Annotated in this window: 21 protein-coding genes; 17 read left to right on the top strand and 4 right to left on the bottom strand. The window is 72.7% G+C overall.

Features of this window, described 5'->3' with window-relative positions; genetic code table 11:
* Positions 1 to 348 precede the first annotated feature (348 nt).
* Complete coding sequence (katG, locus tag ACFYM2_RS32915; RefSeq protein WP_388841277.1) at positions 349 to 2,577, bottom strand: catalase/peroxidase HPI; 2,229 nt, start codon at positions 2,575 to 2,577, stop codon at positions 349 to 351.
* Between the two features lie 497 nt (positions 2,578 to 3,074).
* Here katG and ACFYM2_RS32910 point away from each other — a divergent pair, with 497 nt between their 5' ends.
* The 5 genes from ACFYM2_RS32910 to ACFYM2_RS32890 all read left to right on the top strand — a co-directional run bounded on the left by ACFYM2_RS32910 (position 3,075) and on the right by ACFYM2_RS32890 (position 6,288).
* Positions 3,075 to 3,485, top strand: coding sequence for a transcriptional repressor (locus ACFYM2_RS32910; protein WP_359002878.1), 411 nt, complete (start codon positions 3,075 to 3,077; stop codon positions 3,483 to 3,485).
* A 147-nt stretch (positions 3,486 to 3,632) separates the two neighbouring features.
* Entirely contained in the window at positions 3,633 to 4,016 is a 384-nt protein-coding gene (locus tag ACFYM2_RS32905; RefSeq protein ID WP_350233166.1) for a cell division protein SepF, read from the top strand.
* Between the two features lie 126 nt (positions 4,017 to 4,142).
* Positions 4,143 to 5,297 (top strand): AAA family ATPase, encoded by a 1,155-nt coding sequence (locus ACFYM2_RS32900; RefSeq protein WP_388841275.1) that lies wholly within the window; start codon positions 4,143 to 4,145, stop codon positions 5,295 to 5,297.
* Complete coding sequence (locus ACFYM2_RS32895; protein ID WP_359002874.1) at positions 5,294 to 5,674, top strand: nucleotide pyrophosphohydrolase; 381 nt, start codon at positions 5,294 to 5,296, stop codon at positions 5,672 to 5,674. Before ACFYM2_RS32900 ends, ACFYM2_RS32895 begins: the two co-directional genes overlap by 4 nt.
* 125 nt (positions 5,675 to 5,799) lie before the next feature.
* Positions 5,800 to 6,288, top strand: a complete 489-nt coding sequence (locus ACFYM2_RS32890; protein ID WP_388841272.1) for a DUF6099 family protein — start codon at positions 5,800 to 5,802, stop codon at positions 6,286 to 6,288.
* 71 nt (positions 6,289 to 6,359) lie between these two features.
* Here the strand turns inward: ACFYM2_RS32890 and ACFYM2_RS32885 are convergent, their stop codons facing one another.
* On the bottom strand, positions 6,360 to 6,602 hold the full coding sequence (locus tag ACFYM2_RS32885) for a hypothetical protein (RefSeq protein WP_388460336.1): 243 nt from the start codon (positions 6,600 to 6,602) through the stop codon (positions 6,360 to 6,362).
* A gap of 250 nt (positions 6,603 to 6,852) precedes the next feature.
* Here ACFYM2_RS32885 and ACFYM2_RS32880 point away from each other — a divergent pair, with 250 nt between their 5' ends.
* The 10 genes from ACFYM2_RS32880 to ACFYM2_RS32835 all read left to right on the top strand — a co-directional run bounded on the left by ACFYM2_RS32880 (position 6,853) and on the right by ACFYM2_RS32835 (position 21,240).
* Positions 6,853 to 7,782 (top strand): LLM class F420-dependent oxidoreductase, encoded by a 930-nt coding sequence (locus tag ACFYM2_RS32880; RefSeq protein WP_350233171.1) that lies wholly within the window; start codon positions 6,853 to 6,855, stop codon positions 7,780 to 7,782.
* A gap of 5 nt (positions 7,783 to 7,787) precedes the next feature.
* Positions 7,788 to 8,843 carry a homocysteine S-methyltransferase gene (mmuM, locus tag ACFYM2_RS32875; protein ID WP_388841269.1) on the top strand — a complete coding sequence of 352 codons (1,056 nt, stop codon included), beginning with the start codon at positions 7,788 to 7,790 and terminating at the stop codon, positions 8,841 to 8,843.
* Between the two features lie 47 nt (positions 8,844 to 8,890).
* Positions 8,891 to 10,423 (top strand): 3' terminal RNA ribose 2'-O-methyltransferase Hen1, encoded by a 1,533-nt coding sequence (locus ACFYM2_RS32870; RefSeq protein WP_359002864.1) that lies wholly within the window; start codon positions 8,891 to 8,893, stop codon positions 10,421 to 10,423.
* Positions 10,420 to 12,987 (top strand): polynucleotide kinase-phosphatase, encoded by a 2,568-nt coding sequence (locus tag ACFYM2_RS32865; protein ID WP_388841266.1) that lies wholly within the window; start codon positions 10,420 to 10,422, stop codon positions 12,985 to 12,987. The genes ACFYM2_RS32870 and ACFYM2_RS32865 overlap by 4 nt, the downstream gene beginning before the upstream one ends.
* Before the next feature lie 93 nt (positions 12,988 to 13,080).
* The gene (locus tag ACFYM2_RS32860) at positions 13,081 to 14,313 is read left to right on the top strand and encodes an arginine deiminase (protein ID WP_359002860.1); all 1,233 of its coding nucleotides are present in this window, start codon (positions 13,081 to 13,083) and stop codon (positions 14,311 to 14,313) included.
* A 79-nt stretch (positions 14,314 to 14,392) separates the two neighbouring features.
* Positions 14,393 to 15,427, top strand: a complete 1,035-nt coding sequence (gene argF, locus ACFYM2_RS32855) for an ornithine carbamoyltransferase (protein WP_388460345.1) — start codon at positions 14,393 to 14,395, stop codon at positions 15,425 to 15,427.
* Between the two features lie 143 nt (positions 15,428 to 15,570).
* The gene (locus tag ACFYM2_RS32850; RefSeq protein WP_388841263.1) at positions 15,571 to 17,013 is read left to right on the top strand and encodes an amino acid permease; all 1,443 of its coding nucleotides are present in this window, start codon (positions 15,571 to 15,573) and stop codon (positions 17,011 to 17,013) included.
* Between the two features lie 226 nt (positions 17,014 to 17,239).
* Positions 17,240 to 18,067, top strand: a complete 828-nt coding sequence (locus ACFYM2_RS32845) for an enoyl-CoA hydratase family protein (RefSeq protein WP_359002854.1) — start codon at positions 17,240 to 17,242, stop codon at positions 18,065 to 18,067.
* Positions 18,052 to 20,367: a bifunctional salicylyl-CoA 5-hydroxylase/oxidoreductase gene (locus ACFYM2_RS32840; RefSeq protein ID WP_388841260.1), complete on the top strand. Its 2,316-nt coding sequence runs from the start codon at positions 18,052 to 18,054 to the stop codon at positions 20,365 to 20,367. The genes ACFYM2_RS32845 and ACFYM2_RS32840 overlap by 16 nt, the downstream gene beginning before the upstream one ends.
* Positions 20,368 to 20,397: 30 nt before the next feature.
* Complete coding sequence (locus ACFYM2_RS32835; RefSeq protein WP_388841257.1) at positions 20,398 to 21,240, top strand: ATP-grasp domain-containing protein; 843 nt, start codon at positions 20,398 to 20,400, stop codon at positions 21,238 to 21,240.
* Positions 21,241 to 21,249: 9 nt separating this feature from the next.
* Here ACFYM2_RS32835 and ACFYM2_RS32830 read toward each other — a convergent pair whose 3' ends face one another.
* Together ACFYM2_RS32830 and ACFYM2_RS32825 are read right to left on the bottom strand one after the other, a co-directional pair.
* Positions 21,250 to 22,092 carry a PaaX family transcriptional regulator C-terminal domain-containing protein gene (locus ACFYM2_RS32830; protein ID WP_359002849.1) on the bottom strand — a complete coding sequence of 281 codons (843 nt, stop codon included), beginning with the start codon at positions 22,090 to 22,092 and terminating at the stop codon, positions 21,250 to 21,252.
* Positions 22,093 to 22,096: 4 nt separating this feature from the next.
* On the bottom strand, positions 22,097 to 23,713 hold the full coding sequence (locus ACFYM2_RS32825; protein ID WP_359002847.1) for an AMP-binding protein: 1,617 nt from the start codon (positions 23,711 to 23,713) through the stop codon (positions 22,097 to 22,099).
* A gap of 168 nt (positions 23,714 to 23,881) precedes the next feature.
* On the opposite strand from ACFYM2_RS32825, the gene ACFYM2_RS32820 reads away from it, so the two are divergent.
* The gene (locus ACFYM2_RS32820) at positions 23,882 to 24,991 is read left to right on the top strand and encodes an acyl-CoA dehydrogenase family protein (RefSeq protein ID WP_359002845.1); all 1,110 of its coding nucleotides are present in this window, start codon (positions 23,882 to 23,884) and stop codon (positions 24,989 to 24,991) included.
* Positions 24,988 to 25,386, top strand: a complete 399-nt coding sequence (locus ACFYM2_RS32815) for a RidA family protein (RefSeq protein WP_388841253.1) — start codon at positions 24,988 to 24,990, stop codon at positions 25,384 to 25,386. The genes ACFYM2_RS32820 and ACFYM2_RS32815 overlap by 4 nt, the downstream gene beginning before the upstream one ends.
* Positions 25,387 to 25,409 lie beyond the last annotated feature (23 nt).

Here is a 25,409-nt window from a genome sequence, read left to right as displayed (position 1 = left end):
CGCCGGGCCTCCCGGCCGGCCGGGAGCGCGCGGGAGCGGCGGGCGCCGCGCCCTGGTGGCCCGCCGGGCGGGCAGGCCCGCGGACGCGTCCTGCCCCCGCGTGGAGCGGCATCGGACCGCCCCCAGACGCCCCGCTCCATGCCACCCCAGCCTAATGAGCCGTTCGCGCCACCGAACGTATGAGCCGTGTCCCGCGTGGTTGTTTGGCGCAAAGTCGCCGTCCGGTTCCGGGGCGCCGACGACGGTGCCCCGCCCCGGCCACCGGCGCGGAACCGGGCGGTCCGCACGCGCCGCCGCCCGCCCCCGGCTGTGGGCCGAAGGCGGGCGGCGGGCAGGCGGGTGGCGCGATCAGACGAGGTCGAACCGGTCCAGGTTCATGACCTTGTCCCACGCCTTGACGAAGTCCCGCACGAACTTCTCCTTCGCGTCGTCGCTCGCGTAGACCTCCGCGACCGCGCGCAGTTCGGAGTTGGAGCCGAAGACCAGGTCGGCGCGGGTGCCCGTCCACTTGACGTCGCCCGAGGCGTCACGGCCCTCGAACGTCGACTCGTCCGACGACGTCGACTTCCACGTCGTGCCCAGGTCGAGCAGGTTGACGAAGAAGTCATTGGTCAGCGAGCCCGGGTTCTCGGTGAAGACGCCGTGGCGCGACTGCTGGTGGTTGGCGCCGAGCACGCGCAGACCGCCGACGAGAACGGTCATCTCGGGGGCGCTGAGCGTCAGCAGGCTGGCGCGGTCGAGCAGCAGGTACTCGGCCGGCAGACGGTTGCCCTTGCCCAGGTAGTTGCGGAACCCGTCGGCGCTCGGCTCGAGCGCGGCGAAGGACTCCACGTCCGTCTGCTCCTGCGAGGCGTCCACGCGGCCCGGCGTGAAGGGGACCTCGATCGCGGTGCCGCCGTCCTTCGCGGCCTTCTCGACACCGGCCGCGCCGGCCAGCACGATCAGGTCGGCGAGGGAGATCTGCTTGCCGCCGCTCCGCGCGGAGTTGAACGAGGACTGGATGCCCTCGAGCGTCCGCAGGACCGTCGCGAGCTCGTCGGGCTCGTTGACCTCCCAGCCGAGCTGCGGCTGGAGGCGGATGCGGGCGCCGTTGGCGCCGCCGCGCTTGTCGCTGCCCCGGAACGACGACGCGGAGGCCCACGCCGTCGACACCAGCTGGGAGACCGTGAGGCCCGAGGCCAGCACCTGCTCCTTGAGGGAGGCGATGTCCTGGGCGTCGACGAGCTCGTACGTCCGCGCCGGCAGCGGGTCCTGCCAGATCAGTTCCTCGGACGGCACCTCGGGGCCGAGGTAGCGCACGACGGGGCCCATGTCGCGGTGGGTCAGCTTGAACCAGGCGCGGGCGAACGCGTCCGCGAACGCCGCCGGGTCCGCGAGGAAGCGCCGCGAGATCTGCTCGTACGCCGGGTCGAAGCGCAGCGAGAGGTCGGTGGTCAGCATCGTGGGGGCGTGCTTCTTGGCCGGGTCGAAGGCGTCCGGCACGGTGTCCGAGCCCGCGCCGTCCTTCGGCCGCCACTGGTGGGCGCCGGCGGGGCTCTTGAACAGCTCCCACTCGTAGCCGAAAAGGATCTCGAAGAAGCTGTTGTCCCAGGTGGTCGGCGTGTTGGTCCAGATGCCTTCGAGGCCGCTGGTGATCGCGTCCGGGCCGACACCGGTGCCGTGGGTGTTCTTCCAGCCGAGGCCCTGCTGCTCGAGCGAGGCGGCCTCGGGGTCGTTGCCCACCGACTCGGCGGGGCCCGCGCCGTGCGTCTTGCCGAAGGTGTGACCGCCCGCGATCAGGGCGACGGTCTCCTCGTCGTTCATCGCCATCCGGCGGAACGTCTCGCGGATGTCACGCGCGGCGGCGATGGGGTCGGGGTTGCCGTTGGGGCCCTCGGGGTTGACGTAGATGAGGCCCATCTGGACCGCGCCGAGCGGGTTCTCCAGCTCGCGGTCGCCGGTGTAGCGCTTGTCGTCGAGCCAGTTGGTCTCGGGACCCCAGTACACGTCCTCGTCGGGCTCCCAGACGTCCTCGCGGCCGCCGCCGAAGCCGAAGGTCTCAAAGCCCATCGTCTCCAGGGCGACATTGCCGGTGAGGACCAGCAGGTCGGCCCAGGAAAGGCTCTGGCCGTACTTCTTCTTCACCGGCCACAGCAGCCGGCGGGCCTTGTCGAGGCTCACGTTGTCCGGCCAGCTGTTGAGCGGGGCGAACCGCTGCTGGCCGGCGCCGGCGCCGCCGCGGCCGTCGCTGATGCGGTACGTGCCCGCGCTGTGCCAGGCCATACGGATCATGAGCGGGCCGTAGTTGCCGAAGTCGGCGGGCCACCAGTCCTGCGAGTCCGTGAGCAGCGCGGCGATGTCGCGCTTGACCGCGGGCAGGTCCAGGGACTTGAAGGCCTCGGCGTAGTCGAAGTCCTCACCGAGCGGGTTGGACACGGCGGTGTTCTTGGCGAGGATCTTCACATTGAGCCGCTCCGGCCACCACTGGCGGTTGCCGCCGCCCTGCGTCGGGTGCGGGGCGCGCTCGTGCGCGACCGGGCAGCCGCCTGTGCCCTCCGTCTTGGCATCGGTGACGATTGCATCGGGGTTCTCGGACATGGCAATCCTTCTTGGCTCGGTGGATCACATTGCTCAGGAACTGAGGGCGGTGAGAGGGCCGGGGCGCGGGGCGGCCGGGCCGGGCGGGGACGCCGCGTCGCGGACGGGGCGGTGGGCAGGCGGGGCGGCGTACACGGCTCGCGAAAGCGTACGGCCCACATGATCACGCGCCCGGAAAGGCGGCGCGGCGAGCGCGAGGAGACCGCCCGAGCGGGCAGCGCCCGGCGGGGCGCGGCGGACGGCACGCGGCCGGGAGCCGGTGCTCCGCGCCGTCGCGGCGACGATGCCCGATCACGAAGTCTCCAGATGGTGTGTCGCGTTGGTGCTGTGCTGCGTCCTTCTTGACCCTAGGCTAGCGCCGGTATCGATCCTACGATGGACCCAATCCAAGTCAAGAAGTCCACCAAGCCCATATTCCCTCGGGCCGCGCGCACCCGGCGCGTCCCTCGGGCCGCACCCCGAAACCCCCATCCCGACCCGTGGACAGGTGAACCTGCATGAGCGACCTGGTCGATCGGCTGCGAGGGCGCGGCTGGCGGATGACGTCCCAGCGCCGCGTCGTCGCGGAGGTCCTGAGCGGCGAGCACGTCCATCTGACGGCCGACGAGGTGCACGTCCGCGCCGCCCGGATCCTGCCCGAGATCTCCCGGGCGACCGTCTACAACACGCTGGGCGAGCTGGTCGTGCTGGGCGAGATCATGGAGGTCTCCACCGACGGCCGCGCCAAGCGCTACGACCCGAACGCCCACCGCCCCCACCAGCACCTGGTGTGCTCGGGCTGCGGAACCATCCGCGACGTCCACCCGACCGGTGACCCCCTGGCCGGTCTGCCCCCCGAGGAACGCTTCGGTTTCACCCTCTCGGGGGCCGACGTCACCTACCGGGGGCTGTGCCCGTCCTGCGCCTGACGGCGGCGTCCGCGCGGCACGGCCCGGCCGGGCCCCGGGCGAATGAGTCATGGCCGACACTCCCGCAGCCGTGTCGAAGTTGGGCTGAACGGGTGAGCGGCGTCATCATGGCCGGATGCAGATACAGCACGTGGGCGAGGTGGTCCGGTGAGCAGGTACGACGTCACCGACGAACAGTGGGAGGGCCTCGCCCAGGTCGTTCCCCTGCGCGGCCGCAACGAATGGCCGTCCAGAGTCGACCACCAGACCATCCCCGGGGACTACGCGACCGTCGAACAGCGGCGCTTCGTCGTCCTGCGGGTACAGATCTTCGCCGACGCCCGTGAAGTGGCCGAATACCTCATGGCCCAGATCCCTGTCCTGCTCGACCTGACCGGCGCCGACCCCGAAGTCGCCAAACGCATCCTCGACTTCAGCACGGGGGTCGTCTTCGGCCTCGGCAGCGCGATGCACCGCGTCGACCGCAACGTCTTCCTGCTCGCCCCGGCCGGCACGGAGGTCGAAGGCATCGCGGCGGCCGCCGTCCCCTAGGGGGCCCGGCCCCGTCTCCGCCGCCCCCCCAAGGACCGTCCCGCACCGCCGCGCCGTCCCTCATTCGTAGGAAGGCCGCCGAGGCGGAACGGTTCGTCAGTTTTCGGGCTGCGTACGGTCCCAGCCATGACCACCACCCGTGACGAAACCGGCCGCCCCGATCGACCCACCGTCACCGAGCTGCGGCTCTCGGCGTTCAGGACACACCGCGGCACGGCCATCGCGCTTGGCCCCCTCACCCTGGTCACCGGGCCGAGCGGCAGCGGCAAGTCCAGCGTCCTCGAAGCGTTCGAGGCCCTGGCCAGGCTCGGCTCGGGCGCGGCGCTCGGATCGGTCTTCCGCGACCCGGCCGGCTGTGTGCCCGAACGCGCCGGTGCCGACGCGCAGGGCCGCCGGGGCTTCCGCGTCGGCTGCACGGTGGACGGTCCGGCCGGACCCGTACGCCTCGACCTCGCCGTCCAGGCCGAACCCGAACTGCGCATCGTGGGCGAGCGGTTGACGAGCCGGGGGCAGACCCTCCTGAGCACCGCGCTGCGCGACCCGGGGCGCTCCACCGTCCAGGCGGCCTGGCACACCGCGGGCACGGTCCCGGTCACCCGCGCGCCCCTGCCCGACGACCGCCTCGGCACCGCGCTGCTGCCCCTGCGCGTCGCGGGCAAGACGGAGGGGCAGCGGCAGGTCCTGGCCGCCGCCGAGCAAGTCGTCCTCGCCCTGCGCTCGGTGTTCCCCTGCGACCCCCAGCCCCAGCACATACGCGAACCGGTGGCGCCCCTGCGGGGTGCCGACGGCGGCCGGCTCAGGCGCGGCTGCGACAACCTCGCCGAGGTCCTGCTGCGCACCCGTACCGAATGCGCCATCCGCCACGGCCGTCTTGTCGCCGCGGCCAGGGTGGGCTGCCAGGGTCCCGTCACCGGCCTGACCACCGAAGAGCTCGCCGACGGCACGTTACGAGCCGTCCTCGCGCGCGGCGCCCACCTGCACGGCACCCCCGTCGGGCGCCTCGGCGAGGGCGAACTGCGCTATCTCGCCCTCGCCCTGGTCCTGCTCACAGGTCCCGGCGTCCTCGCCGTGGACCCCGTCGCCGAAGTCCCCGGGGCCATGCAGACCCTGACCGTCCTCGCCGACGGCCTCGACCGGGCGCTCGACCCCCGGCAGGCCCGCGAACTGCTCACGCTGGCGGCCGAGATGTGCGCGCGGGGCCATCTGCGGCTGCTCGCCGCCGTCGGCGACGCGGCCGGTGCCCGTGAGGCCGGGGCGACAGTGGTAGACCTGCGACCGTGAACCGACTCGACCTGACGGCCCTGCAACGCAGGCTCGCCGCCTTCGCCGCCGCCCGTGACTGGGGGCCCTACCACACCCCGAAGAACCTGGCCGCCGCGCTCAGCGTCGAGGCCGCCGAACTGCTCGAAATCTTCCAATGGCTCACCCCCGAACAGTCGAAGGCGGTGATGAGGGACCCGGACACCGCCCACCGCGTCACCGACGAAGTCGCCGATGTCCTCGCCTATCTGCTCCAGTTCTGCGACGTCCTCGGCATCGATGTCCTCGCGGCGCTCGCCGCCAAGATCGACCGCAATGAACTCCGCTTCCCCGTCCCCGGAGCGGCCACCGCCCCGCCCAACCCCCCGTCGGATACGGAGAGTCACACTTTCGAGTGACCGGGATACTCACAATCGCCTTGCTGTGCACAGATTTCCGATTTCCTCTGGCTTTCTGGCTCACCGAAGCTCACTCTAGGTAGTGGACGCGGACGTCGGGTCCGTCGCGGAATCGGGGGCATGGCATGGATGCGGTGAGGCTCTTGAACGTCAGCAGGTACGCGCTGGCTCAGAGCGGGGCGGTGCTCGACGTCGTGGCCGAGGCCTGGCAGGCACAGGCGCTGGCCCAGGCGATCGGCGGGCACCTCGCGGCCACCGGCCCGCCGGAGCTGCGGGGCGAGGCCCGGGGCCTGAGCGAAGCGGGCGCCCGGGGCTGCGCGGTCCTGGACCACCCCGGCACGCGGCGCGCGGGCGTCCGCGCGGTCCAGCTGTCCGACGTGCCGGACGCGGCAACGGCGTTGACGTCCCTCGGGGCCCTGCTGGGTGACGTCGCCATGGCACTCGTCTCGGTGGCCTGCGCCACGGACGACGAGGGGCTGTACTGGCAGTGCATGGAAGCCATCGACGCCGCCGACGAATCCGGCGACCGCGTCCGTGGGATGCTGCGCCGCCTGACCCTGCGCCACCAGGAGAGATCGCCCGAGGCTGTACGCGATTCGACGGGGCCGCCATGACCGCGCGTCGACCGGCGCGTCGAACGGCCAAGGCCAAGGCCAAGGCCAAGGCCAAGGCCAAGCGCCCGGCTTCATGCGCCGCGCGGCTCGCTCCCGGGCGGGGACGGGGGCGGGGTGGCGTCGGTGGCGGGCTGGGTGGACTGATGGTCCGCGTCGAGCTGCGTCAGGTCCGCGCTCAGCGCCGCCATCAGCTCCTCCATCTGCCGCAACAGCCCCTTGGGCGCGCCTTTCTGCCCGGGCGCGGGCGACGGCGGCGACTGCTGGGGCACGCACTGTCGCGGTGCGCTCTGTTCCGGCCCGGCTTCCTGGGACATGGCGGCCTCCTCGGCCCGGGCCCTCCCGCGGGAGCGGGCAGGGCGGGGAATCGGTCGGCACACCGGCCACGGCCGCCGACACGCGGGCCGGGCGCTCCGGCTCCGCCCGAGCCAACGAACGCTGGGCGCCGACGTCACTGAGCACGAGGGCGGCGAACCATCACATCGCCACATATTCACCCGACCGGGCTTTCGTCGCGGGAGAGCGGCGAGCGCGGTTGACGGCGGTCCCACGGTGCAGGATGGAGGCATGGATCTGCGCATCTTCACCGAGCCCCAGCAGGGCGCGGGATACGACACCCTCCTGACCGTCGCCAAGGCCACCGAAGACCTGGGCTTCGACGCCTTCTTCCGGTCCGACCACTACTTGCGGATGGGCACCGCTGACGGGCTCCCGGGCCCGACGGACGCCTGGATCACGCTGGCCGGCCTCGCCCGCGAGACCAAGCGCATCCGTCTCGGCACCCTGATGACCGCCGGCACGTTCCGGCTGCCGGGGGTCTTGGCCATCCAGGTGGCCCAGGTGGACCAGATGTCGGGCGGCCGGGTCGAACTGGGCCTGGGCGCCGGCTGGTTCGAGGACGAGCACAAGGCGTACGGCATCCCCTTCCCCAAGGAGAAGTTCGCCAGGCTGGAGGAGCAGCTGGCCATCGTCACCGGCCTGTGGGCCACCGAAGTGGGCCGCACCTTCGACTACCGCGGCACGTACTACCAGCTCAGTGACTCGCCCGCGCTCCCCAAGCCCGCGCAGAGCAAGGTGCCCGTCCTGATCGGCGGCCACGGGGCGACCCGCACCCCGCGCCTGGCCGCGCGGTACGCCGACGAATTCAACATCCCGTTCGCCTCCGTCGAGGACAGCGAGCGGCAGTTCACCCGGGTCCGGGCGGCCGCCGAGGCCGCCGGGCGCAAGGCGGACGACCTCGTGTACTCCAACGCGCTGGTGGTCTGCGTGGGCAAGGACGACGCGGAGGTGGCCCGCCGGGCCGCCGCCATCGGAAGGGAGGTGGAAGAACTCAAGGCGAACGGACTCGCGGGCTCGCCCGCCGAGGTCGTCGAGAAGATCGGCAAGTACGAGGCGACCGGCTCCTCCCGCATCTATCTGCAACTGCTCGACCTCCACGACCTCGACCACCTCGAACTCATCTCCTCGCGGGTGCTGCCGCAGCTGACCGGAGCCTGAGCCACGTGCGTCCCGCCCGGAGCCTCGCGGCCGCCCTCGCGCACGGGACGGTGGTCCTCGACGGTGGCCTGGCCGGCCAACTGGAGGCTCAGGGCTGCGACTTGAGCGACGAGCTGTGGTCGGCCCGGCTGCTCGCGGACGACCCGGGGCAGATCCTGGCCGCCCACGCGGCGTACGTACGGGCGGGCGCCCAGGTCCTGACCACCGCCAGCTACCAGGCCACGTATGAAGGGTTCGCGCGGCGGGGGATGAGCCGCCGCGAGGCCGGGGAGCTGCTGGCCCGAAGCGTCCAACTGGCGCGCGCGGCAGGAGACTTGGGCGAAACCGTGCCCGGTTCCGGCGGCGCGTCCGGCCCGGGCGGCGCGTCGGGCCCGGGCGGCGAATCCGACCTTGGCGGCGCCCTCGGCCCCGGCGACGCTTCAGGACCCGGCGACGCCACCAGGGCCGAGGGTGTTGCCAGGGCGGCGCGGGAGGTCTGGGTGGCGGCCTCCGTCGGGCCCTATGGCGCCTTTCTGGCCGACGGGAGCGAGTACCGGGGGCGCTACGGGCTGAGCGTGCGCGAGCTCGAGCGGTTCCACCGTCCCCGGATCGAGGCGCTGGTGGCCGCGGGGCCGGACGTGCTGGCCCTGGAGACGGTGCCCGACATCGACGAGGCCGAGGCGCTGCTGCGGGTGATCGAGGGGTGCGGGGTGGCGGTCTGGCTCTCGTACAGCGTCGAGGGCGGGCGCACGCGGGCCGGGCAGGATCTGGCGTCGGCGTTCGCGCTCGCCAGGGGCCGCGAGGACGTGGTGGCGGTGGGGGTCAACTGCTGCGCGCCACAGGACGCCGACCGCGCGGTGCCACTTGCCGCGTCGGTCACCGGCAAGCCGGTCGTGGTCTATCCGAACAGCGGCGAGCGCTGGGACGCGGGGCGGCGCAGCTGGACGGGCGAGGCGACGTTCGACGCGGCGTCGCCCGGGGAGTGGACAACTGCGGGAGCACGCCTGATCGGTGGCTGCTGCCGGGTCGGACCGGAGCGGATCGCCGCGCTCGCGGCCCGCGTCCAGGGCCGCCATCCGTAGCGAAATCTTTTGGTGCAAGGGGCCCGGACCAGGTAATACTCGGACATGTGTTCCTGACCATCACCACCACCGGCACCCCTGACCGCCCCGCGACCGACCTCGGTTTTCTGCTGCACAAGCACCCTGACAACGCGCAGCGCTTCTCCACCTCCCACGGCACGGCGCACGTCTTCTACCCGGAGGCGAGCGCCGAGCGCTGCACGGCCGCGCTGCTCCTGGAGGTCGATCCCGTGGCGCTGGTGCGGCGTGGCGCGGGCAAGGGCCGGGGCGGCGCGCCCGACGCGGCGCTCGCGCAGTACGTCAACGACCGCCCCTACGCGGCCTCGTCGCTGATGTCCGTCGCCCTGTCCAGCGTCTTCAAGAGCGCCCTGCGCGGAGTGTGCGCGGCGCTGCCGGAGCGGGCGGCCACCGCGCTGCCCCTGCGCGTGGAGGTGCCCGCGCTGCCCGCGCGCGGCGGCGCCGATCTCGTACACAAGCTGTTCGGGCCGCTCGGCTGGGACACGGTGAGCGCGCGACCCGTCGCGCTGGACGAGCAGTTCCCGCAGTGGGGCGACTCGCGCTATGTGAGCCTCGTGCTCGAAGGGGAGCTGCGGCTGGCCGACGCGCTGCGGCAGCTGTATGTCCTGCTGCCCGTGCTCGACGACGCCAAGCACTACTGGGTCGCGCCCGACGAGGTGGACAAGCTGCTGCGGGCCGGCGACGGCTGGCTCGCGGGCCACCCCGAACAGGAGCTGATCACCAGCCGGTATCTGGCGCGGCGCCGGAGCCTGGCGCGCCAGGCGATGGAGCGCCTTGAACTGGTGCGCCTGGCCGAGGCCGACGGCCTGGACGTGGAAGAGGTCGACAATTCCGTCGACGAGAACAGCGACACGCCCCAGGGGCCCGTGCCGCTGGCCGCGCAGCGCCGGAGCGCGATCGTCGCCGCGCTCGTGTCGGCCGGGGCGGCCCGCGTGCTCGACCTCGGCTGCGGGCAGGGGCAGTTGGTGGGGGCCCTCCTCGCCGACCCGCGCTTCACCGAGGTCGTCGGCGTGGACGTGTCCATGCGGGCCCTCGCCGTCGCGGCGCGCCGCCTCGGGCTCGACCGGATGACCGAGCGGCAGGCGGCGCGGGTGAAGCTGACGCAGGGCTCCCTCGCGTACACCGACAAGCGGCTGGGCGGATACGACGCGGCGGTGCTCAGCGAGGTCATCGAGCATGTGGACCTGCCGAGGCTGCCGGCGCTGGAGTACGCGGTGTTCGGCTCGGCGCGGCCGCGCACGGTGATCGTGACGACGCCGAACGTGGAGTACAACGTCCGCTGGGAGACCCTGCCGGCCGGACACGTGCGCCACGGGGACCACCGCTTCGAATGGAGCCGGCCGCAATTCCAGGAGTGGGCGCGCGCGGTGGCCGAACACCATGGCTACGGCGTCGAGTTCGGGCCCGTCGGACCCGACGACCCCGAGGTGGGCCCGCCCACCCAGATGGCGGTGTTCACCCTGACGGGAGCCGGCGGATCCACCTCGCGCGAGGAGCGGTCCGCCTCGGGCGCCCTCGAATCCACCCCCCACCACACGCCGAAGGAGGCGACGGCGGCATGAGTACCGGCATCACCGAACCCACTGCGCACACCCCGGACGGCACCAGGACGCTGGCCGTCACCGACCTCTCGCTGGTCGTCCTGGTCGGCGCCTCCGGCTCGGGCAAGTCCACCTTCGCCCGCCGGCACTTCAAGGCGACCGAGGTCCTGTCCTCCGACTTCTGTCGCGGCCTGGTCGCCGACGACGAGAACGACCAGAGCGCGAGCGCCGACGCCTTCGACGTGCTCCACCACATCGCGGGCAAGCGGCTCGCGGCGGGACGGCTGACCGTCATCGACGCCACCAACGTGCAGGCCGAGAGCCGACGCCAGCTCATCCGCCTGGCCCGCGAGCACGACGTGCTCCCCATCGCGATCGTCCTGGACCTGCCGGAGGAGGTGTGCGCCGAGCGCAACGCGCGGCGTCCCGACCGGGCCTCGATGCCCCGCCATGTGATCACGCGCCACCGGCGTGAACTGCGGCGCTCCCTGCGCGGCCTGGAGCGTGAGGGCTTCCGCAAGGTGCATGTGCTGCGCTCGGTGGAGGAGGTGGAGAACGCCGTGATCACCATCGAACGGCGCTACAACGACCTCACCCACCTCACCGGCCCCTTCGACATCATCGGTGACATCCACGGCTGCCGCTCCGAACTGGAGACGCTGCTCGGCAAGCTCGGCTACGTGGACGGCGTCCACCCCGAGGGCCGCACCGCCGTCTTCGTCGGAGACCTCGTCGACCGGGGCCCCGACAGCCCCGGCGTGCTGCGCCGCGTCATGGGCATGGTCGCCGACGGCAACGCGCTGTGCGTGCCGGGGAACCACGAGAACAAGCTCGGGCGTTACCTGAAGGGACGCGACGTCCAGCACACCCACGGTCTGGCCGAGACCATCGAGCAGCTGGAGAAGGAGGACGACAGCTTCAAGGAGCGGGTGCGGGAGTTCATCGACGGCCTGGTCAGCCACTATGTGCTCGACGGCGGCAACCTCGTCGTGTGTCACGCCGGGCTGCCGGAGAAGTACCACGGCCGCACCTCGGGCCGGGTGCGCTCGCACGCGCTGTACGGGGACACGACCGGCGAGACCGACGAGTTCGGCCTGCCGGTGCGCTACCCGTGGGCCGAGGACTACCGGGGCCGGGCCGCCGTCGTCTACGGACACACCCCCGTGCCGAACACCTCCTGGATCAACAACACCATCTGCCTGGACACGGGCGCCGTGTTCGGGGGCAGGATGACCGCCCTGCGCTGGCCCGAGCGCGAGCTGGTCGACGTGCCGGCGGAGCGGGTCTGGTACCAGCCGGCCAAGCCGTTGGCCACCGAGGCGCCGGGCGGCCACGAGGGCCGGCCGCTCGACCTCGCCGATGTGCGCGGGCGCCGGATCCTGGACACCCGGCTCATGGGCAACGTCGCCGTGCGCGAGGAGAACGCGGCGGCGGCGCTGGAGGTCATGAGCCGGTTCGCCGTCGACCCGAGGCTGCTCACCTATCTGCCTCCGACCATGTCCCCGACCGCGACCTCGCGGCAGGACGGCTTCCTGGAGCACCCGGCCGAGGCGTTCGAGCAGTACCGCAAGGACGGCGTCGGGCGGGTCGTGTGCGAGGAGAAGCACATGGGCTCGCGGGCGGTGGCGCTGGTGTGCCGCGACGAGGAGGCGGCCCACGCGCGGTTCGGGGTGCGGGGTGTGAGCGGCGCGCTGCACACCCGTACCGGACGGCCCTTCTTCGACGACGCGGCCGTCACCGAGGAGATCCTGCGGCGGCTGCGGTCGGCCGTGACCGAAGCCGGCCTTTGGGACGAACTCGCCAGTGACTGGCTCGTGTTGGACGCCGAGCTGATGCCGTGGTCGCTGAAGGCGTCGGGCCTGCTGCGCTCCCAGTACGCGGCGGTGGGCGCCGCGTCGGGAGCGGTGTTCCCGCCCGCCCTCCAGGCGCTCACGGCCGCGTCGGAGCGGGGCGTGGAGGTGGCGGACCTGCTCGGCCGCCAGCGCGAGCGGGCCGTCGACGCCGCCGCGTTCACCGACGCCTACCGGCGCTACTGCTGGAGCACCGAGGGCCTGGACGGGGTGCGAATCGCGCCGTTCCAGATCCTGGCCGGGCAGGGCCGCAGCCTGGCCGGCGTGCCGCACGACGAGCAGTTGGCCTGGCTCGACCGGCTCGTCGAGCACGACCCGACCGGGCTGCTCCAGCGCACCCGGCGGGTGATCGTGGACACCGGCGACGAGGCCGAGGTGCGCGCCGGTGTCGAGTGGTGGCTCGACCTGACCGGCGCGGGCGGCGAGGGCATGGTCGTCAAGCCGCTCCAGGCCCTGGCCAGGGACGGCAGGGGACGGCTCGTCCAGCCCGGGATCAAGGTGCGCGGCCGCGAGTACCTGCGGATCATCTACGGACCCGAGTACACGCGCCCGGACCACCTGGAGCGGCTGCGGCAGCGCTCCCTGGGACACAAGCGGTCGCTCGCGCTGCGCGAGTACGCGCTCGGAGTCGAGGCGCTGGAACGGCTCGCGGGCGGTGAGCCGCTGTGGCGGGTCCACGAGGCGGTCTTCGCCGTCCTCGCCCTGGAGTCGGAACCGGTCGACCCCCGCCTGTGACGCACGGCCCGGCGAGCGCTCCCGTCGCCCGCCGGGCCGCGCCGCGGGCGAGTTCGCCGGGTGAGCGGCGCCCTCGCGGGACAGGATGGGGGCATGGGATTCCAAGTCGATTCCGAGACCGGGCGGCTGCGCCGCGTCATACTCCACCGGCCAGATCTGGAGCTGAAGCGGCTCACGCCCAGCAACAAGGACGCGCTGCTCTTCGACGACGTGCTCTGGGTGCGCCGGGCCAGACAGGAGCACGACGGATTCGCGGACGTGCTCCGCGACCGGGGCGTGGAGGTGCACCTCTTCGGGGACCTGCTGCGCGAGACGCTGGCGATCGAGGCGGCCCGCGCGCTCGTGCTCGACCGGGTCTTCGACGAGAAGGAGTACGGGCCGCTCGCGACCGGTCATCTGCGGGCGGTCTTCGACGACCTGCCGGACGCGGACCTCGCGGAGGCGCTGGTCGGCGGGATGACCAAGCGTGAGTTCCTTGCGGGGCACCCTGAGCCGACGTCGGTGCGCTTCCACGCGATGGACCTGGACGACTTCCTGCTCGGCCCGCTGCCCAACCACCTCTTCACCCGCGACACCTCCGCGTGGATCTACGACGGCGTATCGATCAACGCCATGCGCTGGCCGGCCCGCCAGCGCGAGACCGTGCACTTCGAGGCGATCTACGGTCATCACCCGCTGTTCAAGGGCGCGCAGGCCGGCCCGTTCAACATCTGGTCCCAGGGCCAGCGCGACTATCCCTCGACCATCGAGGGCGGCGACGTCCTGGTGATCGGGAACGGCGCCGTGCTGATCGGGATGAGCGAGCGGACCACCCCGCAGGCCGTGGAGATGCTGGCCCGCGGCCTGTTCGCGGCGGGCTCGGCGCGCACCATCGTGGCCCTCGACATGCCCAAGCGGCGGGCGTTCATGCACCTGGACACGGTGATGACGATGGTCGACGGAGAAACCTTTACTCAGTACGCGGGACTTGGCATGCTCCGCTCCTACACCATCGAGCCGGGCGCCGGCGAGCAGGAGCTGAAGGTCACCGACCACCCCCCGGAGCACATGCACCGGGCGATCGCGGCGGCGCTCGGCCTCGACCGGATCCGGGTGCTCACCGCCACCCAGGACGTGCACTCCGCCGAACGTGAGCAGTGGGACGACGGCTGCAATGTCCTCGCGGTCGAGCCCGGGGTGGTCGTCGCGTACGAGCGCAACGTCACCACCAACACGCATCTGCGCAAGGAGGGCATCGAGGTGATCGAGATCCGGGGCAACGAGCTCGGCCGGGGAAGGGGAGGCCCGCGCTGCATGAGCTGCCCGGTCGAACGCGATGCCGTATAGTGATGCGCTCGAACGTATAGAATTCCAACGGGGTCCGCATCCGGACGCCGCCCACCTACCCGCCCCGGGAGCAGCCACCATGGCGATAGACCTCGCAGGCCGCCACGTCCTCAAGGAGCTGGACTTCACGGCCGAGGAGTTCCTCGGACTGGTCGCGCTCGCCGCCGAACTGAAGGCCGCCAAGAAGGCGGGCACCGAGGTCCAGCGCCTGCGCGGGCGCAACATCGCCCTGATCTTCGAGAAGTCCTCGACCCGCACCCGCTGCTCCTTCGAGGTGGCCGCCGCCGACCAGGGGGCGTCCACCACCTACATCGACCCGGCCGGCTCGCACATCGGCAAGAAGGAGTCCCCGCGCGACACCGCCCGGGTGCTGGGGCGGATGTTCGACGCGATCGAGTTCCGGGGCGACGCGCAGGAGACCGTCGAGATCCTGGCCGCGAACGCGGGTGTGCCGGTCTACAACGGCCTGACCGACGACTGGCACCCCACCCAGATGCTCGCCGACGTGCTCACCGTCACCGAGCACACCGACAAGCCCCTGAGCGAGGTCGTCTTCGCCTATCTGGGTGACGCCCGCTTCAACATGGGCAACTCCTACCTGGTCACCGGCGCCCTGCTCGGCATGGACATCCGGATCGTGGCGCCCCGGGCGTACTGGCCGGCCGAGGAGATCGTCGCCCAGGCGCGCGAGGCGGCCGCCGTCAGCGGCGCCCGCGTCACCCTCACCGAGTCCGTCGAGGAGGGCGTGGCCGGCGCGGACTTCGTCGCCACCGACGTCTGGGTCTCGATGGGGGAGCCGCAGGAGGTCTGGGCCGAGCGGATCAAGGCGCTCGTGCCCTACGCGGTGACCATGGACGTGCTGCGCGCCACCGGCAACCCGGGCGTCAAGTTCCTGCACTGCCTGCCCGCCTTCCACGACCTCGCCACCCAGGTCGGCCGGGACATCTTCGAGCGGTACGGACTGACCGAGCTCGAAGTGAGCGACGAGGTCTTCGAGTCCGCGCACTCGGTCGTCTTCGACGAGGCGGAGAACCGGCTGCACACCATCAAGGCCATCATGGTCGCCACGCTCGGGGACCGGCCCACGGCCCAGGATGCCGATGGCGCCGAATAGAAATGCGCCCGATTGGGTGCACATGCGGCACAGTGGTTACCATGTCGCTTCTTGGTGGGGTCCGAGCTCGCACGCTCGGGCCCCGCTTTCTTTTGTGCGCGGCCCCTGCCCGGCCGCGGTGTACGACCAGGAATGAGACCCCCATGCGGCGCCCCCACCCCGCTTCCCCTCCCGCCACCGGCCCCCGGATCAAATCCCCGCGCCTGCTCATCGCCGAATCCGGCGCGGACCTCGAAGGGCACGGACTGCGCCGCACGATGGGGCTCTTCCAGCTCGTGTGTTTCGGCGTCGGCGCGATCGTGGGCACCGGCATCTTCGTCGGGCTCTCCGACAGCGTGGCCAAGGCCGGTCCCGCCGTGGTCCTCTCCTTCGTGCTGGCCGCGATCACCTGCGTGTTCACGGCGTTCGCCTTCGCCGAGCTCGGCGGCGCGATCCCGGTCTCGGGCTCCTCGTACTCCTTCGCGTACGCCACGCTCGGCGAGCGCACCGCCTTCCTGGTCGGCTGGTGCCTGCTCCTGGAGTACGGCGTCTCGGTCTCCGCGGTCGCGGTCGGCTGGAGCCAGTACCTCAATGAACTCCTGGACGGCCTCATCGGCCGGCAGCTGCCCGCCGCACTGTCGGCGGGGCCCGGCGACGGCGGGGTGATCAACCTTCCGGCCGTCGTCGTCATCCTGCTCGCCGCGACGCTCCTGGTGCGCGGTGTCCGCGAGAGCGCGCGGGCGACCGCCGCGATGGCCGTCCTCAAGATCGGGATCCTGCTGCTGTTCCTGGCGATCGCGTTCACGGCGTTCAAGGCGGGCCACCTCACGCCGTTCGCGACCCATGGCGCCGCCGGGGTCACCGCCGGAGCCTCGCTCGCGTTCTTCTCGTACATCGGCTTCGACGCGATCACCACGGCCGGTGAGGAAGTGAGGAATCCGCGCAAGAACATCCCCGTCGCGATCATGATCTGCATCGGTGTGGCCACCCTGCTGTACTGCGCGGTCGCCTTGGCCGCCATCGGCGGGCTCGGCGCGGACGCGGTCGGCGACAAGCCCGCCGCGCTGTCGCTGATCGTCAACCAGGTCACCGGGTCGACGTTCGGCGGCGACGTCATCGCGTTCGGCGCGGTCGTGGCCATCGCCTCCGTCGTACTGGCCGTGATGTACGGCCAGACCCGCATCCTGATGTCGATGTCCCGCGACGGGCTCGTGCCCAGGGTCTTCGAACGGGTCTCACCGAAAACCGCGACCCCGGCCGCCAACACCTGGATCGTCGCACTGGTCTTCGCCGTACCGGCCGCGTTCGCCTCGCTCGACGCGGTGGTGAACCTGACCACCATCGGCACGCTCGCCGTGATGGCCGTCGTGAACGTGGCGGTGGTCGCGCTGCGCCGGAGCGACCCGGACCTGAAGCGCTCGTTCCGGGTGCCGCTGTATCCCGTGAGCCCGATCCTGGGCGTCGGCTTCTGCCTCTATCTGATGTACGGGACAGGCTGGGCGACCTGGTTGCAGTTCGCCCTGTTCCTCGCGGCCGGCGCGCTGGTGTACGCCTGCTACGGGCGAGCCAGGTCGCGCCTGGCCGGCGGGGGTGGGGCGGCGGTGTGACCTGTACCGCCCTGCGTGCGTGGTGGGGCGGTGGCCGCGGGACGGCGACGCGCGGGGGTCTCCCGGCGCCGGCGGTGAGCGGTCGCGCGGCCTCCGCGCCCGCCGCCGCGCGGGCGTATCGCGTGCTCGTGACGACGGTCACATACGGGTGATACCTTCGGGAGGAGCAGGCAGCAGACGCAGTGGCGGCCCACGGCCGTCCCGCCGAAGGAGGCCGCAGCCCCCGATGAGCCCCTTTCTCAGCTCCGCTTCCCCTACCGAGGACTGGCGCCACCTGCGGCTCTCGGTGGACGACGGGGTCGCGACCGTCACCCTCGCCCGGCCCGACAAGCTCAACGCGCTGACCTTCGGCGCCTACGCCGACCTGCGCGACCTGCTGGCCGAGCTGTCGAGGGAGCGTTCGGTGCGCGCCCTGGTCCTGGCCGGCCAGGGGCGCGGCTTCTGCTCGGGCGGCGACGTGGACGACATCATCGGCGCCACCCTGTCCATGAACACCGCCGAACTCCTCGACTTCAACCGCATGACCGGCCAGGTCGTCCGCGCGATCCGCGAGTGCCCCTTCCCCGTGATCGCCGCCCTGCACGGCGTCGCCGCGGGCGCGGGCGCGGTGCTCGCCCTCGCCGCCGACTTCCGCGTCGCCGACCCCACCGCGCGCTTCGCGTTCCTCTTCACCAGGGTGGGCCTCTCGGGCGGCGACATGGGCGCCGCCTATCTACTGCCCCGCGTCGTCGGCCTCGGCCACGCCACACGGCTGCTCATGCTCGGCGAGCCGGTGCGCGCCGACGAGGCCGAACGCATCGGCCTGCTCAGCGAGTTGACCGAGGAGGGCCGCGCCGACGAACGCGCCGGTGAGCTCGCGCGCCGCCTCGCGAACGGCCCCGCCCTCGCCCACGCCCAGACCAAGGCGCTGCTCACCGCCGAACTCGACATGCCGCTCGCGGCCTCCGTCGAGCTGGACGCCGCCACCCAGGCCCTCTTGATGAACGGCGAGGACTACGCCGAGTTCCACGCCGCCTTCACCGAGAAGCGGCCCCCGAAATGGCAGGGCCGCTAGCGATGGCAGGCGCCGGAGCCGGGGGCGCCCCGCCGCGGATCGCCGTCATCGGGGGCGGCCCGGGCGGTCTGTACGCCGCCGCCCTGCTCAAGCGGCTCGACGCGTCCCGCGAGATCACCCTGTGGGAGCGCAACGCGCCCGACGACACCTTCGGCTTCGGCGTCGTCCTGTCGGACGAGACCCTGGGCGGCATCGAACACGCCGACCCGGCCGTCCACCGGGCACTGCGCGCCGAGTTCGTCCGGTGGGACGACATCGACATCGTGCACCGGGGCAGGAGGCTCACCTCCGGCGGCCACGGCTTCGTGGCCCTCGGGCGGCGCAGGCTCCTGGAGATCCTGCACGAGCGCTGCCGCGGACTCGGCGTCGACCTGCGCTTTCGCGCCGAGGCGCCGCCGGCCAGGGAACTCGCCGCCACCCACGACCTGGTGATCGCCGCCGACGGGGTGCACAGCCCGACCCGCGCGGCGCACGCGGACCACTTCGCGCCCCGCGTCACCCGCCACCGCTGCCGCTACATCTGGCTGGCCGCCGACTTCGCCTTCGACGCCTTCCGCTTCGAGATCGCCGAGACCCCGCACGGCGTGATGCAACTGCACGCCTACCCCTACTCCGCCGCCGCCTCCACGGTCATCGTCGAGATGCGCGAAGAGGTGTGGGCGGCCGCCGGGTTCGACGCCCTCGACGAGAAGGCCTCCGCCGACCTCTGCGCCAAGATCTTCTCCGACGCCCTCGGCGGGCGGCCCCTGCGCGGCAACAACTCCTCCTGGACCGCGTTTCGCACCGTGGTCAACGAGCGCTGGGCGTACGGCAACACGGTGCTGCTCGGCGACGCGGCGCACACCGCCCACTTCTCCATCGGCTCCGGCACCAAGCTCGCCGTCGAGGACGCGCTGGCGCTTGCCGCGTGCGTCCAGGAGCAGCCCGATCTGCCCACGGCGCTCGCGGCGTACGAGAGCGAGCGCCGGCCCGTCGTGGAGTCGACGCAGCGCGCGGCCGCGGCCAGCCTGCGCTGGTTCGAGGACCTGGCCCTTCATGTCGGCCAACCCGCGCGGCAGTTCGCCTTCAACCTCCTCACCCGCAGCCGCCGCGTCACCCACGGCAACCTGCGCCTGCGCGACAGCGGCTTCACCGACGCTGTGGAGCGGGACTTCGGCTGCCCGCCGGGCACCCCGCCCATGTTCACCCCCTTCCGGCTGCGCGGCCTCGAGCTGAAGAACCGCGTGGTCGTCTCGCCCATGGACATGTACTCGGCCGTGGACGGCGTCCCCGGCGACTTCCACCTGGTGCACCTGGGCGCCCGCGCGCTCGGCGGCGCGGGCCTGGTCATGACCGAGATGGTGTGCGTCAGCCCCGAGGGCCGCATCACCCCCGGCTGCGGCGGCCTCTACACCCCCGAACAGGCCGCGGCCTGGCGCCGGATCGTCGACTTCGTCCACGCCCAGGCGCCGGGCACCGCCCTCGGCGCCCAGCTCGGCCACTCCGGGCGCAAGGGGTCGAGCAAGCTGATGTGGGACGGCATGGACCAGCCCCTCGACAGCGGCAACTGGCCCCTGGCCGCCGCCTCGCCCATCCCCTACCGCCCCGGCGTCAACCAGGTCCCGTACGCCCTGGACCGCGCCGGACTCACCGCCGTACGCGACCAGTTCACGGCAGCGGCCCGCCGCGCCGCCGACTGCGGATTCGACCTCCTCGAACTGCACTGCGCCCACGGCTACTTGCTCTCCGGATTCCTCTCCCCTCTCACCAACCAACGCACCGACGCCTACGGTGGTTCCCCGGCCGCCCGGCTCCGCTTCCCCCTGGAAGTCTTCGACGCGGTCCGCGCCGTCTGGCCCGCGGAGCGGCCGATGACGGTACGGATCTCCGCCACCGACTGGGCCGAGGGCGGCACCACCGCCGAGGACGCCGTGGAGATCGCCCGCGCCTTCACCGAGCACGGCGCCGACGCCATCGACGTCTCCACCGGCCAGGTCGTCCCCGACGAGCGCCCCGAATTCGGCCGCTCCTACCAGACCCCCTACGCCGACCGGATCCGCGCCGAGCTCGGCGTCCCCGTCATCGCGGTCGGCGCCATCTCCTCCTGGGACGACGTCAACTCCCTGCTCCTGGCGGGCCGGGCCGACCTGTGCGCCCTGGCCCGCCCCCACCTGTACGACCCCCACTGGACCCTGCACGCCGCCGCCGAACAGTCCTACACCGGCCCCGGCGCGTCCTGGCCACTTCCCTACCGGGCGGGCAGCCGCACCCCACCGACGGGCCGCACCGACGCACCCCGCCCCCGCCTCGCACTGAACTGACCCCGTGCGTCCGTGACATCGTCGGTGTCCATGACGAACAGCGACTTCCTTGCGGTGGCGCCGCAGTACACCACGACACGCGAACTTCTCGCGGCCTCGGCTCGGCGGCGGGGCATGGAGGTGGAGGTGCTGGCGGCGGGCGACGGCGCGAGCCTTCTGCGCGGCAGGCGGGGCGGCCACTACTACGGCGGGCCCGCCTACGCCGCGGGCACCGCCGACGACCTCGGCGTGGCGCTCCTGGAGCCGACGGACGACTGGCTCACCACCCTGCCCCGCGACTTCACCCGGCGGCGCGTCACCACGACCACCCTCGAACAGGCGCGTGACCTGACCGGTCCGGCGTTCGTCAAACCGCCCAGCGACAAGAGCTTCCCGGCCGCCGTCTACGCCGACGGCGGCCGGCTCCCGAGCGCCCCTGACTTCCCCGACCTGCCGCCGGATCTGCCGGTTCAGGTCAGTGACGTGGTGACCTGGGCGATGGAATTCCGCCTCTTCGTGCTCGACGGCGCGGTCCACACGGGTGCGCAGTACGCCACCTTCGGCCGGCTCGACGCCGCTCCCCTGGAAGGACACCGGCGCCGGGGCGCCGTGCTGGAATTCGCCGGCGCCCTCCTGGCCGCCCGCGGACACACGCTGCCCAGCGCGGTGGTGGTGGACATCGGACTCCTGGCCGCGCCCGGGCACGACGCCGATCCCTGGGCGGTGGTCGAGGCGAACATGGCCTGGTTCAGCAACTGTTACGCCGCCGATCCCGACCGGGCCCTGGACGTCGTCCTGCGCGCGGCCGGCCCGCGGGACCGGGTGGCCGAGCGGGACCTCCCGTTCTGCCGGGACCGGGGTCGGCGCCTGGGCCGGGACCCGGGCCGCGTCTGAGGGCCCGCCTCAGCCGCGCGGACTCGGCAGCGCCCCGCGCACGAACCCGGCCCCGGCATCCCGCAGCAGCGCGTGCAGGCCGGTGAAGACGTCGGCGGAGCGGGCGCCGGGCCAGGCCGGGGGCAGCAGGCCGGCGGGCAGGCCCGGGTCGGCGTAGGGCAGGCGGCGCCAGGAGTCCAGGGCGAGCAGGTAGTCGCGGTAGGCGGCTTCCGGCTCGGGGCCCGGGGGACCGGCGGGGGACCGGGCCTGCCAGGCGCGCAGCACCGGCTCGTGCCGGTCAAGGAACTCCTCGTGCTGCTGGGCGATGGCGGGCAGGTCCCACCAGCGGGCGACGGCCTCGGCGGTGGGGGCGAAGCCGAGGTGGTCGCCCTTGAACAGGTCCACGTACGGGGTGAGGCGCAGGCGTTCCAGGGTGTGCCGCGCCTCGTCGTACAGGCGGCCCGGGGCCAGCCACACGCCGGGCGCCGCCGTGCCGAAACCGAGCCCGGCCAGACGGGAGCGCAGGAGGTGGCGCCTGCTGCGCTCCGTCTCGGGCACGGAGAACACCGCCAGGACCCAGCCTTCGTCCTCGCGGGGCGCGGGGTGGGCGTAGATGCGCCGGTCGCCGTCGTCCAGGAGCTGGCGCGCGTCCTCGGACAGGGCGTAGCCGGCCGCACCGAGGGGGGTGGGCCGCGCCACCAGCAGTCCGCGCCTTTTCAGCCGGGACACCGAGGAGCGCACGGACGGCGCGTCGACGCCGACCGCCGCGAGCAGCCGGATGAGTTCGGCGACCGCCAGGGAGCCGGAGATCTCGCGCCCGTAGGCGCCGTACAGGGTCACGATCAGAGATCGGGGAGTGTGCTGCTCGGCCACGTGATCACTGTAGTTCCCGCAGCCGGAAGCGCTGGAGCTTGCCCGTGGGGGTGCGGGGCAGGGCGTCCAGGAAGACGATCTCGCGCGGGCACTTGTAGGGGACCAGTTCGCTCTTCACGTGCTCACGCAGGCGCGCGGCCGTCTCCTCGCCGCGCGCGACACCGGGCCTGAGCACGCAGTAGGCGACGACGACGTGACCGCGGCGCTCGTCGGGGCGTCCCACCACCGCGGCCTCGGTGACATCGTGGTGGCGCAGCAGCGCGTCCTCGACCTCGGGGCCCGCGATGTTGAACCCGGCGGAGATGATCATGTCGTCGGCACGGGCCACGTACCGGAAGTAGCCGTCGCTGTCGCGTACGCAGGTGTCGCCCGTGATGTTCCAGCCGTGCCGCACATAGACGCGCTGGCGTTCATCGGCGAGGTAGCGGCAGCCGACGGGGCCGCGCACCGCGAGGAGGCCGGGTTCGCCGTCGGGGACCGGGTCTCCCTCCGCGTCGATGACGCACGCCTGCCAGCCCGGCACGGGTCTGCCGATGGTTCCGGGTCTGATGTCGTCGTCGGCCGCCGAGAGGAAGATGTGCAGCAGTTCCGTCGCGCCGATCCCGTTGATGACGCGCAGACCGGTGCGCTCGTGCCAGGCCCGCCAGGTCGCCGCCGGCAGGTTCTCACCCGCCGATACGCAGCGGCGCAGGGCGCTGATGTCGTACCCGTCCAGTTCGTCGAGCATCGCGCGGTAGGCGGTCGGCGCGGTGAACAGGACGGAGACGCGGTGTTCGGCGAGCGCGGGCAACAGCTGCTTGGGGCCCGCCTGTTCGAGCAGCAGCGCCGATGCGCCGGCCCGCAGCGGGAAGACGAGGAGACCGCCGAGCCCGAAGGTGAAGCCGAGCGGTGGGGTGCCGGCGAAGACGTCGTCGGGTCTCGGCTTGAGGATGTGCCGCGCGAAGGTGTCGGCGATGGCCAGCACATCGCGGTGCAGGTGCATACAGCCCTTGGGGCGCCCGGTCGTGCCGGAGGTGAAGGCGATCAGGGCCACGTCGTCCGCCGAGGTGTCCACGGCACTGAACCGTCCGGCGGGCGCGCGCTTGACCAGGTTCAGCAGGTCGTGGGGCTCATCGCCGCCGTACGCCGTGATGCGAAGCCCCGGCGCGTCGGCCCGCGCCAGGTCGGCAAGACAGCGGGCGTCGCACAGCGCGTGGCTGATCCGCGCGATGGAGCACATGACACCCAGCTCGTGGGCGCGCTGCTGGGCGAGGACCGTGACGGCGACCGCGCCCGCCTTCATCACCGCGAGCCAGCAGGCGGCGAGCCACGGCGTGGTCGGCCCGCGCAGCAGCACCCGGTTGCCCGGCACCACGCCGAGCTCGCCGGTCAGGACGTGGGCGATCCCGTCGACCCGGTCGCGCAGCTCACCGTACGTCCAGACGTCGCCCGCGCCGGTGCGAAAGACGGGCCGGCCGGGGCCGAAGCGGGCGATCGTCGCGTCCAGGAGCTCCGCGCCGCAGTTGACCCGCTCGGGGCGGCCGGGGCCCGGCGATCCCAGCAGCAGACGGGGCCACTGATCGGCGGGCGGCAGGTGGTCGCGGGGAAAGGTGTCGGCGTGCGCTGAGGTCTTCGGCTTCATACGGGATCGCCCCCTTGTCGCCTCTGGAGCGTATCGTTTGGGTGACGGCAGTCAACAGTTCGCGATAGAGGGCCGGCGCCGGGTGGTTGCGCGGCGCGGCCGGTGTCGGTCGGCGCCGTCGTGCGCGCCGAGTGGGACAGTCGGAGCCCGAGTGGGAAAGGGGTGGTCATGCCCGCCTTCGCGCTGGAGCCGGACCAGGTGGAATGGTGCGGGGAACTGCGGGAGCTCGCCGGGGCGCGGCTGCGCCCCCTTGCCGACAAGGGTGAGCCGGGCCGGGTCAACCGGCCACTCGTCGAAGCGCTCGGGGAGCTCGGCCTGCTGGCCCGTCTCTTCGATTCCGGCGCCCTGGACCTGTGCCTGATGCGTGAGTCGCTGGCGTACGCGTGCACCGGGGCGGAGACCGCGCTCGCCCTCCAGGGCCTCGGCGCGCACCCGGTCGCCGCCCACGGGACGCCGGCCCAGCGCGAGCGCTGGCTGCCCGAGGTGAGCGCGGGCCGCGCCGTGGCCGCCTTCGCGCTCAGCGAGCCGGACGCGGGTTCGGACGCCGCCGCGCTCAGCCTCAAAGCCGAGCCCCAGCAAGGGGGTTGGCGCCTGACGGGGGAGAAGTGCTGGATCTCCAACGCCCCCGAAGCCGACTTCTACACCGTCTTCGCCCGTACGACGCCGGGCGCGGGAGCCCGGGGCGTGACCGCGTTCCTGGTCCCCGCCGACCGGCCGGGACTGAGCGGCGCCCCGCTGGACCTGCTCTCCCCGCACGCCATCGGCTCCCTCACCTTTGACGGCGTGCCCGTGGACACGGGCGACGTCCTGGGCGAGCGGGACGGCGGCTTCCGCGTCGCGATGAACACGCTCAATCTGTTCCGCCCCAGCGTCGGCGCGTTCGCCGTCGGCATGGCGCAGGCGGCGCTGGACGCCACGCTCGCGCACACCGCCACCCGCACCGCGTTCGGCGGCCCGCTCAAGGACCTCCAGGCCGTCGCCCACCAGGTCGCCGAGATGGCCACCCGCACCGAGGCCGCGCGGCTGTTGGTGTACGCGGCGGCCGCCGCGCACGAGCGGGGCGAGCAGGGCATCGCGCGCGGCTCGGCCATGGCGAAGCTGTTCGCCACCGAGACCGCGCAGTACGTCGTGGACGCGGCGGTGCAGCTGCACGGCGCCCGCGCGCTGCGACGCGGGCATCTGCTCGAACACCTCTACCGTGACGTGCGCGCCCCCCGCATCTACGAAGGAGCCAGTGAAGTGCAGCGCACGATCATCGCGAAGGAGCTGTACCGGTGAGCCTGGAGCGGGTCAACCCCGCCGGCCTGTCCCCGGCGACCGGTTTCAGCCATGCCGTCGTCGCCACCGGGTCGCGCCTGGTCTTCCTCGCCGGGCAGACCGCGCTCGCCGCGGACGGCACGGTGGTGGGCGCCACCCTGCCCGAGCAGTTCCGCACCGCGCTGAGCAACCTGCTCGCGGCGCTGGCGGCGGCGGGAGGCACCCCGGGCGACCTCGCGCGGGTCACCGTGTACGCGACGGACGTCGCCGACTACCGGTCCCGCGCGGGTGAACTGGGCGAGATCTGGCGGGAGTTGGCGGGCCGCGACTATCCGGCGATGGCCGTGATCGGCACGGTCCGGCTCTGGGACAGCGAGGCCCTGGTCGAACTGGACGGATTCGCCGTCCTCGGCTGAGCGGGACCGGACCGCCGGTGCGC

Source organism: Streptomyces sp. NPDC006711 (assembly GCF_042869775.1).
Classification (GTDB): Bacteria; Actinomycetota; Actinomycetes; order Streptomycetales; family Streptomycetaceae; genus Streptomyces.
This window is presented reverse-complemented; position numbering and strand designations above follow the sequence as displayed.

What these genes read in the sequence shown, in the direction of transcription:
- katG (WP_388841277.1), bottom strand. Translation starts at nt 2,577, where the DNA reads ATGTCCGAGAACCCCGATGCAATCGTCACCGATGCCAAGACGGAGGGC.
- ACFYM2_RS32910 (WP_359002878.1), top strand. Translation starts at nt 3,075, where the DNA reads ATGAGCGACCTGGTCGATCGGCTGCGAGGGCGCGGCTGGCGGATGACG.
- ACFYM2_RS32900 (WP_388841275.1), top strand. Translation starts at nt 4,143, where the DNA reads ATGACCACCACCCGTGACGAAACCGGCCGCCCCGATCGACCCACCGTC.
- ACFYM2_RS32890 (WP_388841272.1), top strand. Translation starts at nt 5,800, where the DNA reads ATGGATGCGGTGAGGCTCTTGAACGTCAGCAGGTACGCGCTGGCTCAG.
- ACFYM2_RS32885 (WP_388460336.1), bottom strand. Translation starts at nt 6,602, where the DNA reads ATGTCCCAGGAAGCCGGGCCGGAACAGAGCGCACCGCGACAGTGCGTG.
- ACFYM2_RS32880 (WP_350233171.1), top strand. Translation starts at nt 6,853, where the DNA reads ATGGATCTGCGCATCTTCACCGAGCCCCAGCAGGGCGCGGGATACGAC.
- ACFYM2_RS32865 (WP_388841266.1), top strand. Translation starts at nt 10,420, where the DNA reads ATGAGTACCGGCATCACCGAACCCACTGCGCACACCCCGGACGGCACC.
- ACFYM2_RS32860 (WP_359002860.1), top strand. Translation starts at nt 13,081, where the DNA reads ATGGGATTCCAAGTCGATTCCGAGACCGGGCGGCTGCGCCGCGTCATA.
- argF (WP_388460345.1), top strand. Translation starts at nt 14,393, where the DNA reads ATGGCGATAGACCTCGCAGGCCGCCACGTCCTCAAGGAGCTGGACTTC.
- ACFYM2_RS32850 (WP_388841263.1), top strand. Translation starts at nt 15,571, where the DNA reads ATGCGGCGCCCCCACCCCGCTTCCCCTCCCGCCACCGGCCCCCGGATC.
- ACFYM2_RS32845 (WP_359002854.1), top strand. Translation starts at nt 17,240, where the DNA reads ATGAGCCCCTTTCTCAGCTCCGCTTCCCCTACCGAGGACTGGCGCCAC.
- ACFYM2_RS32840 (WP_388841260.1), top strand. Translation starts at nt 18,052, where the DNA reads ATGGCAGGGCCGCTAGCGATGGCAGGCGCCGGAGCCGGGGGCGCCCCG.
- ACFYM2_RS32835 (WP_388841257.1), top strand. Translation starts at nt 20,398, where the DNA reads ATGACGAACAGCGACTTCCTTGCGGTGGCGCCGCAGTACACCACGACA.
- ACFYM2_RS32825 (WP_359002847.1), bottom strand. Translation starts at nt 23,713, where the DNA reads ATGAAGCCGAAGACCTCAGCGCACGCCGACACCTTTCCCCGCGACCAC.
- ACFYM2_RS32820 (WP_359002845.1), top strand. Translation starts at nt 23,882, where the DNA reads ATGCCCGCCTTCGCGCTGGAGCCGGACCAGGTGGAATGGTGCGGGGAA.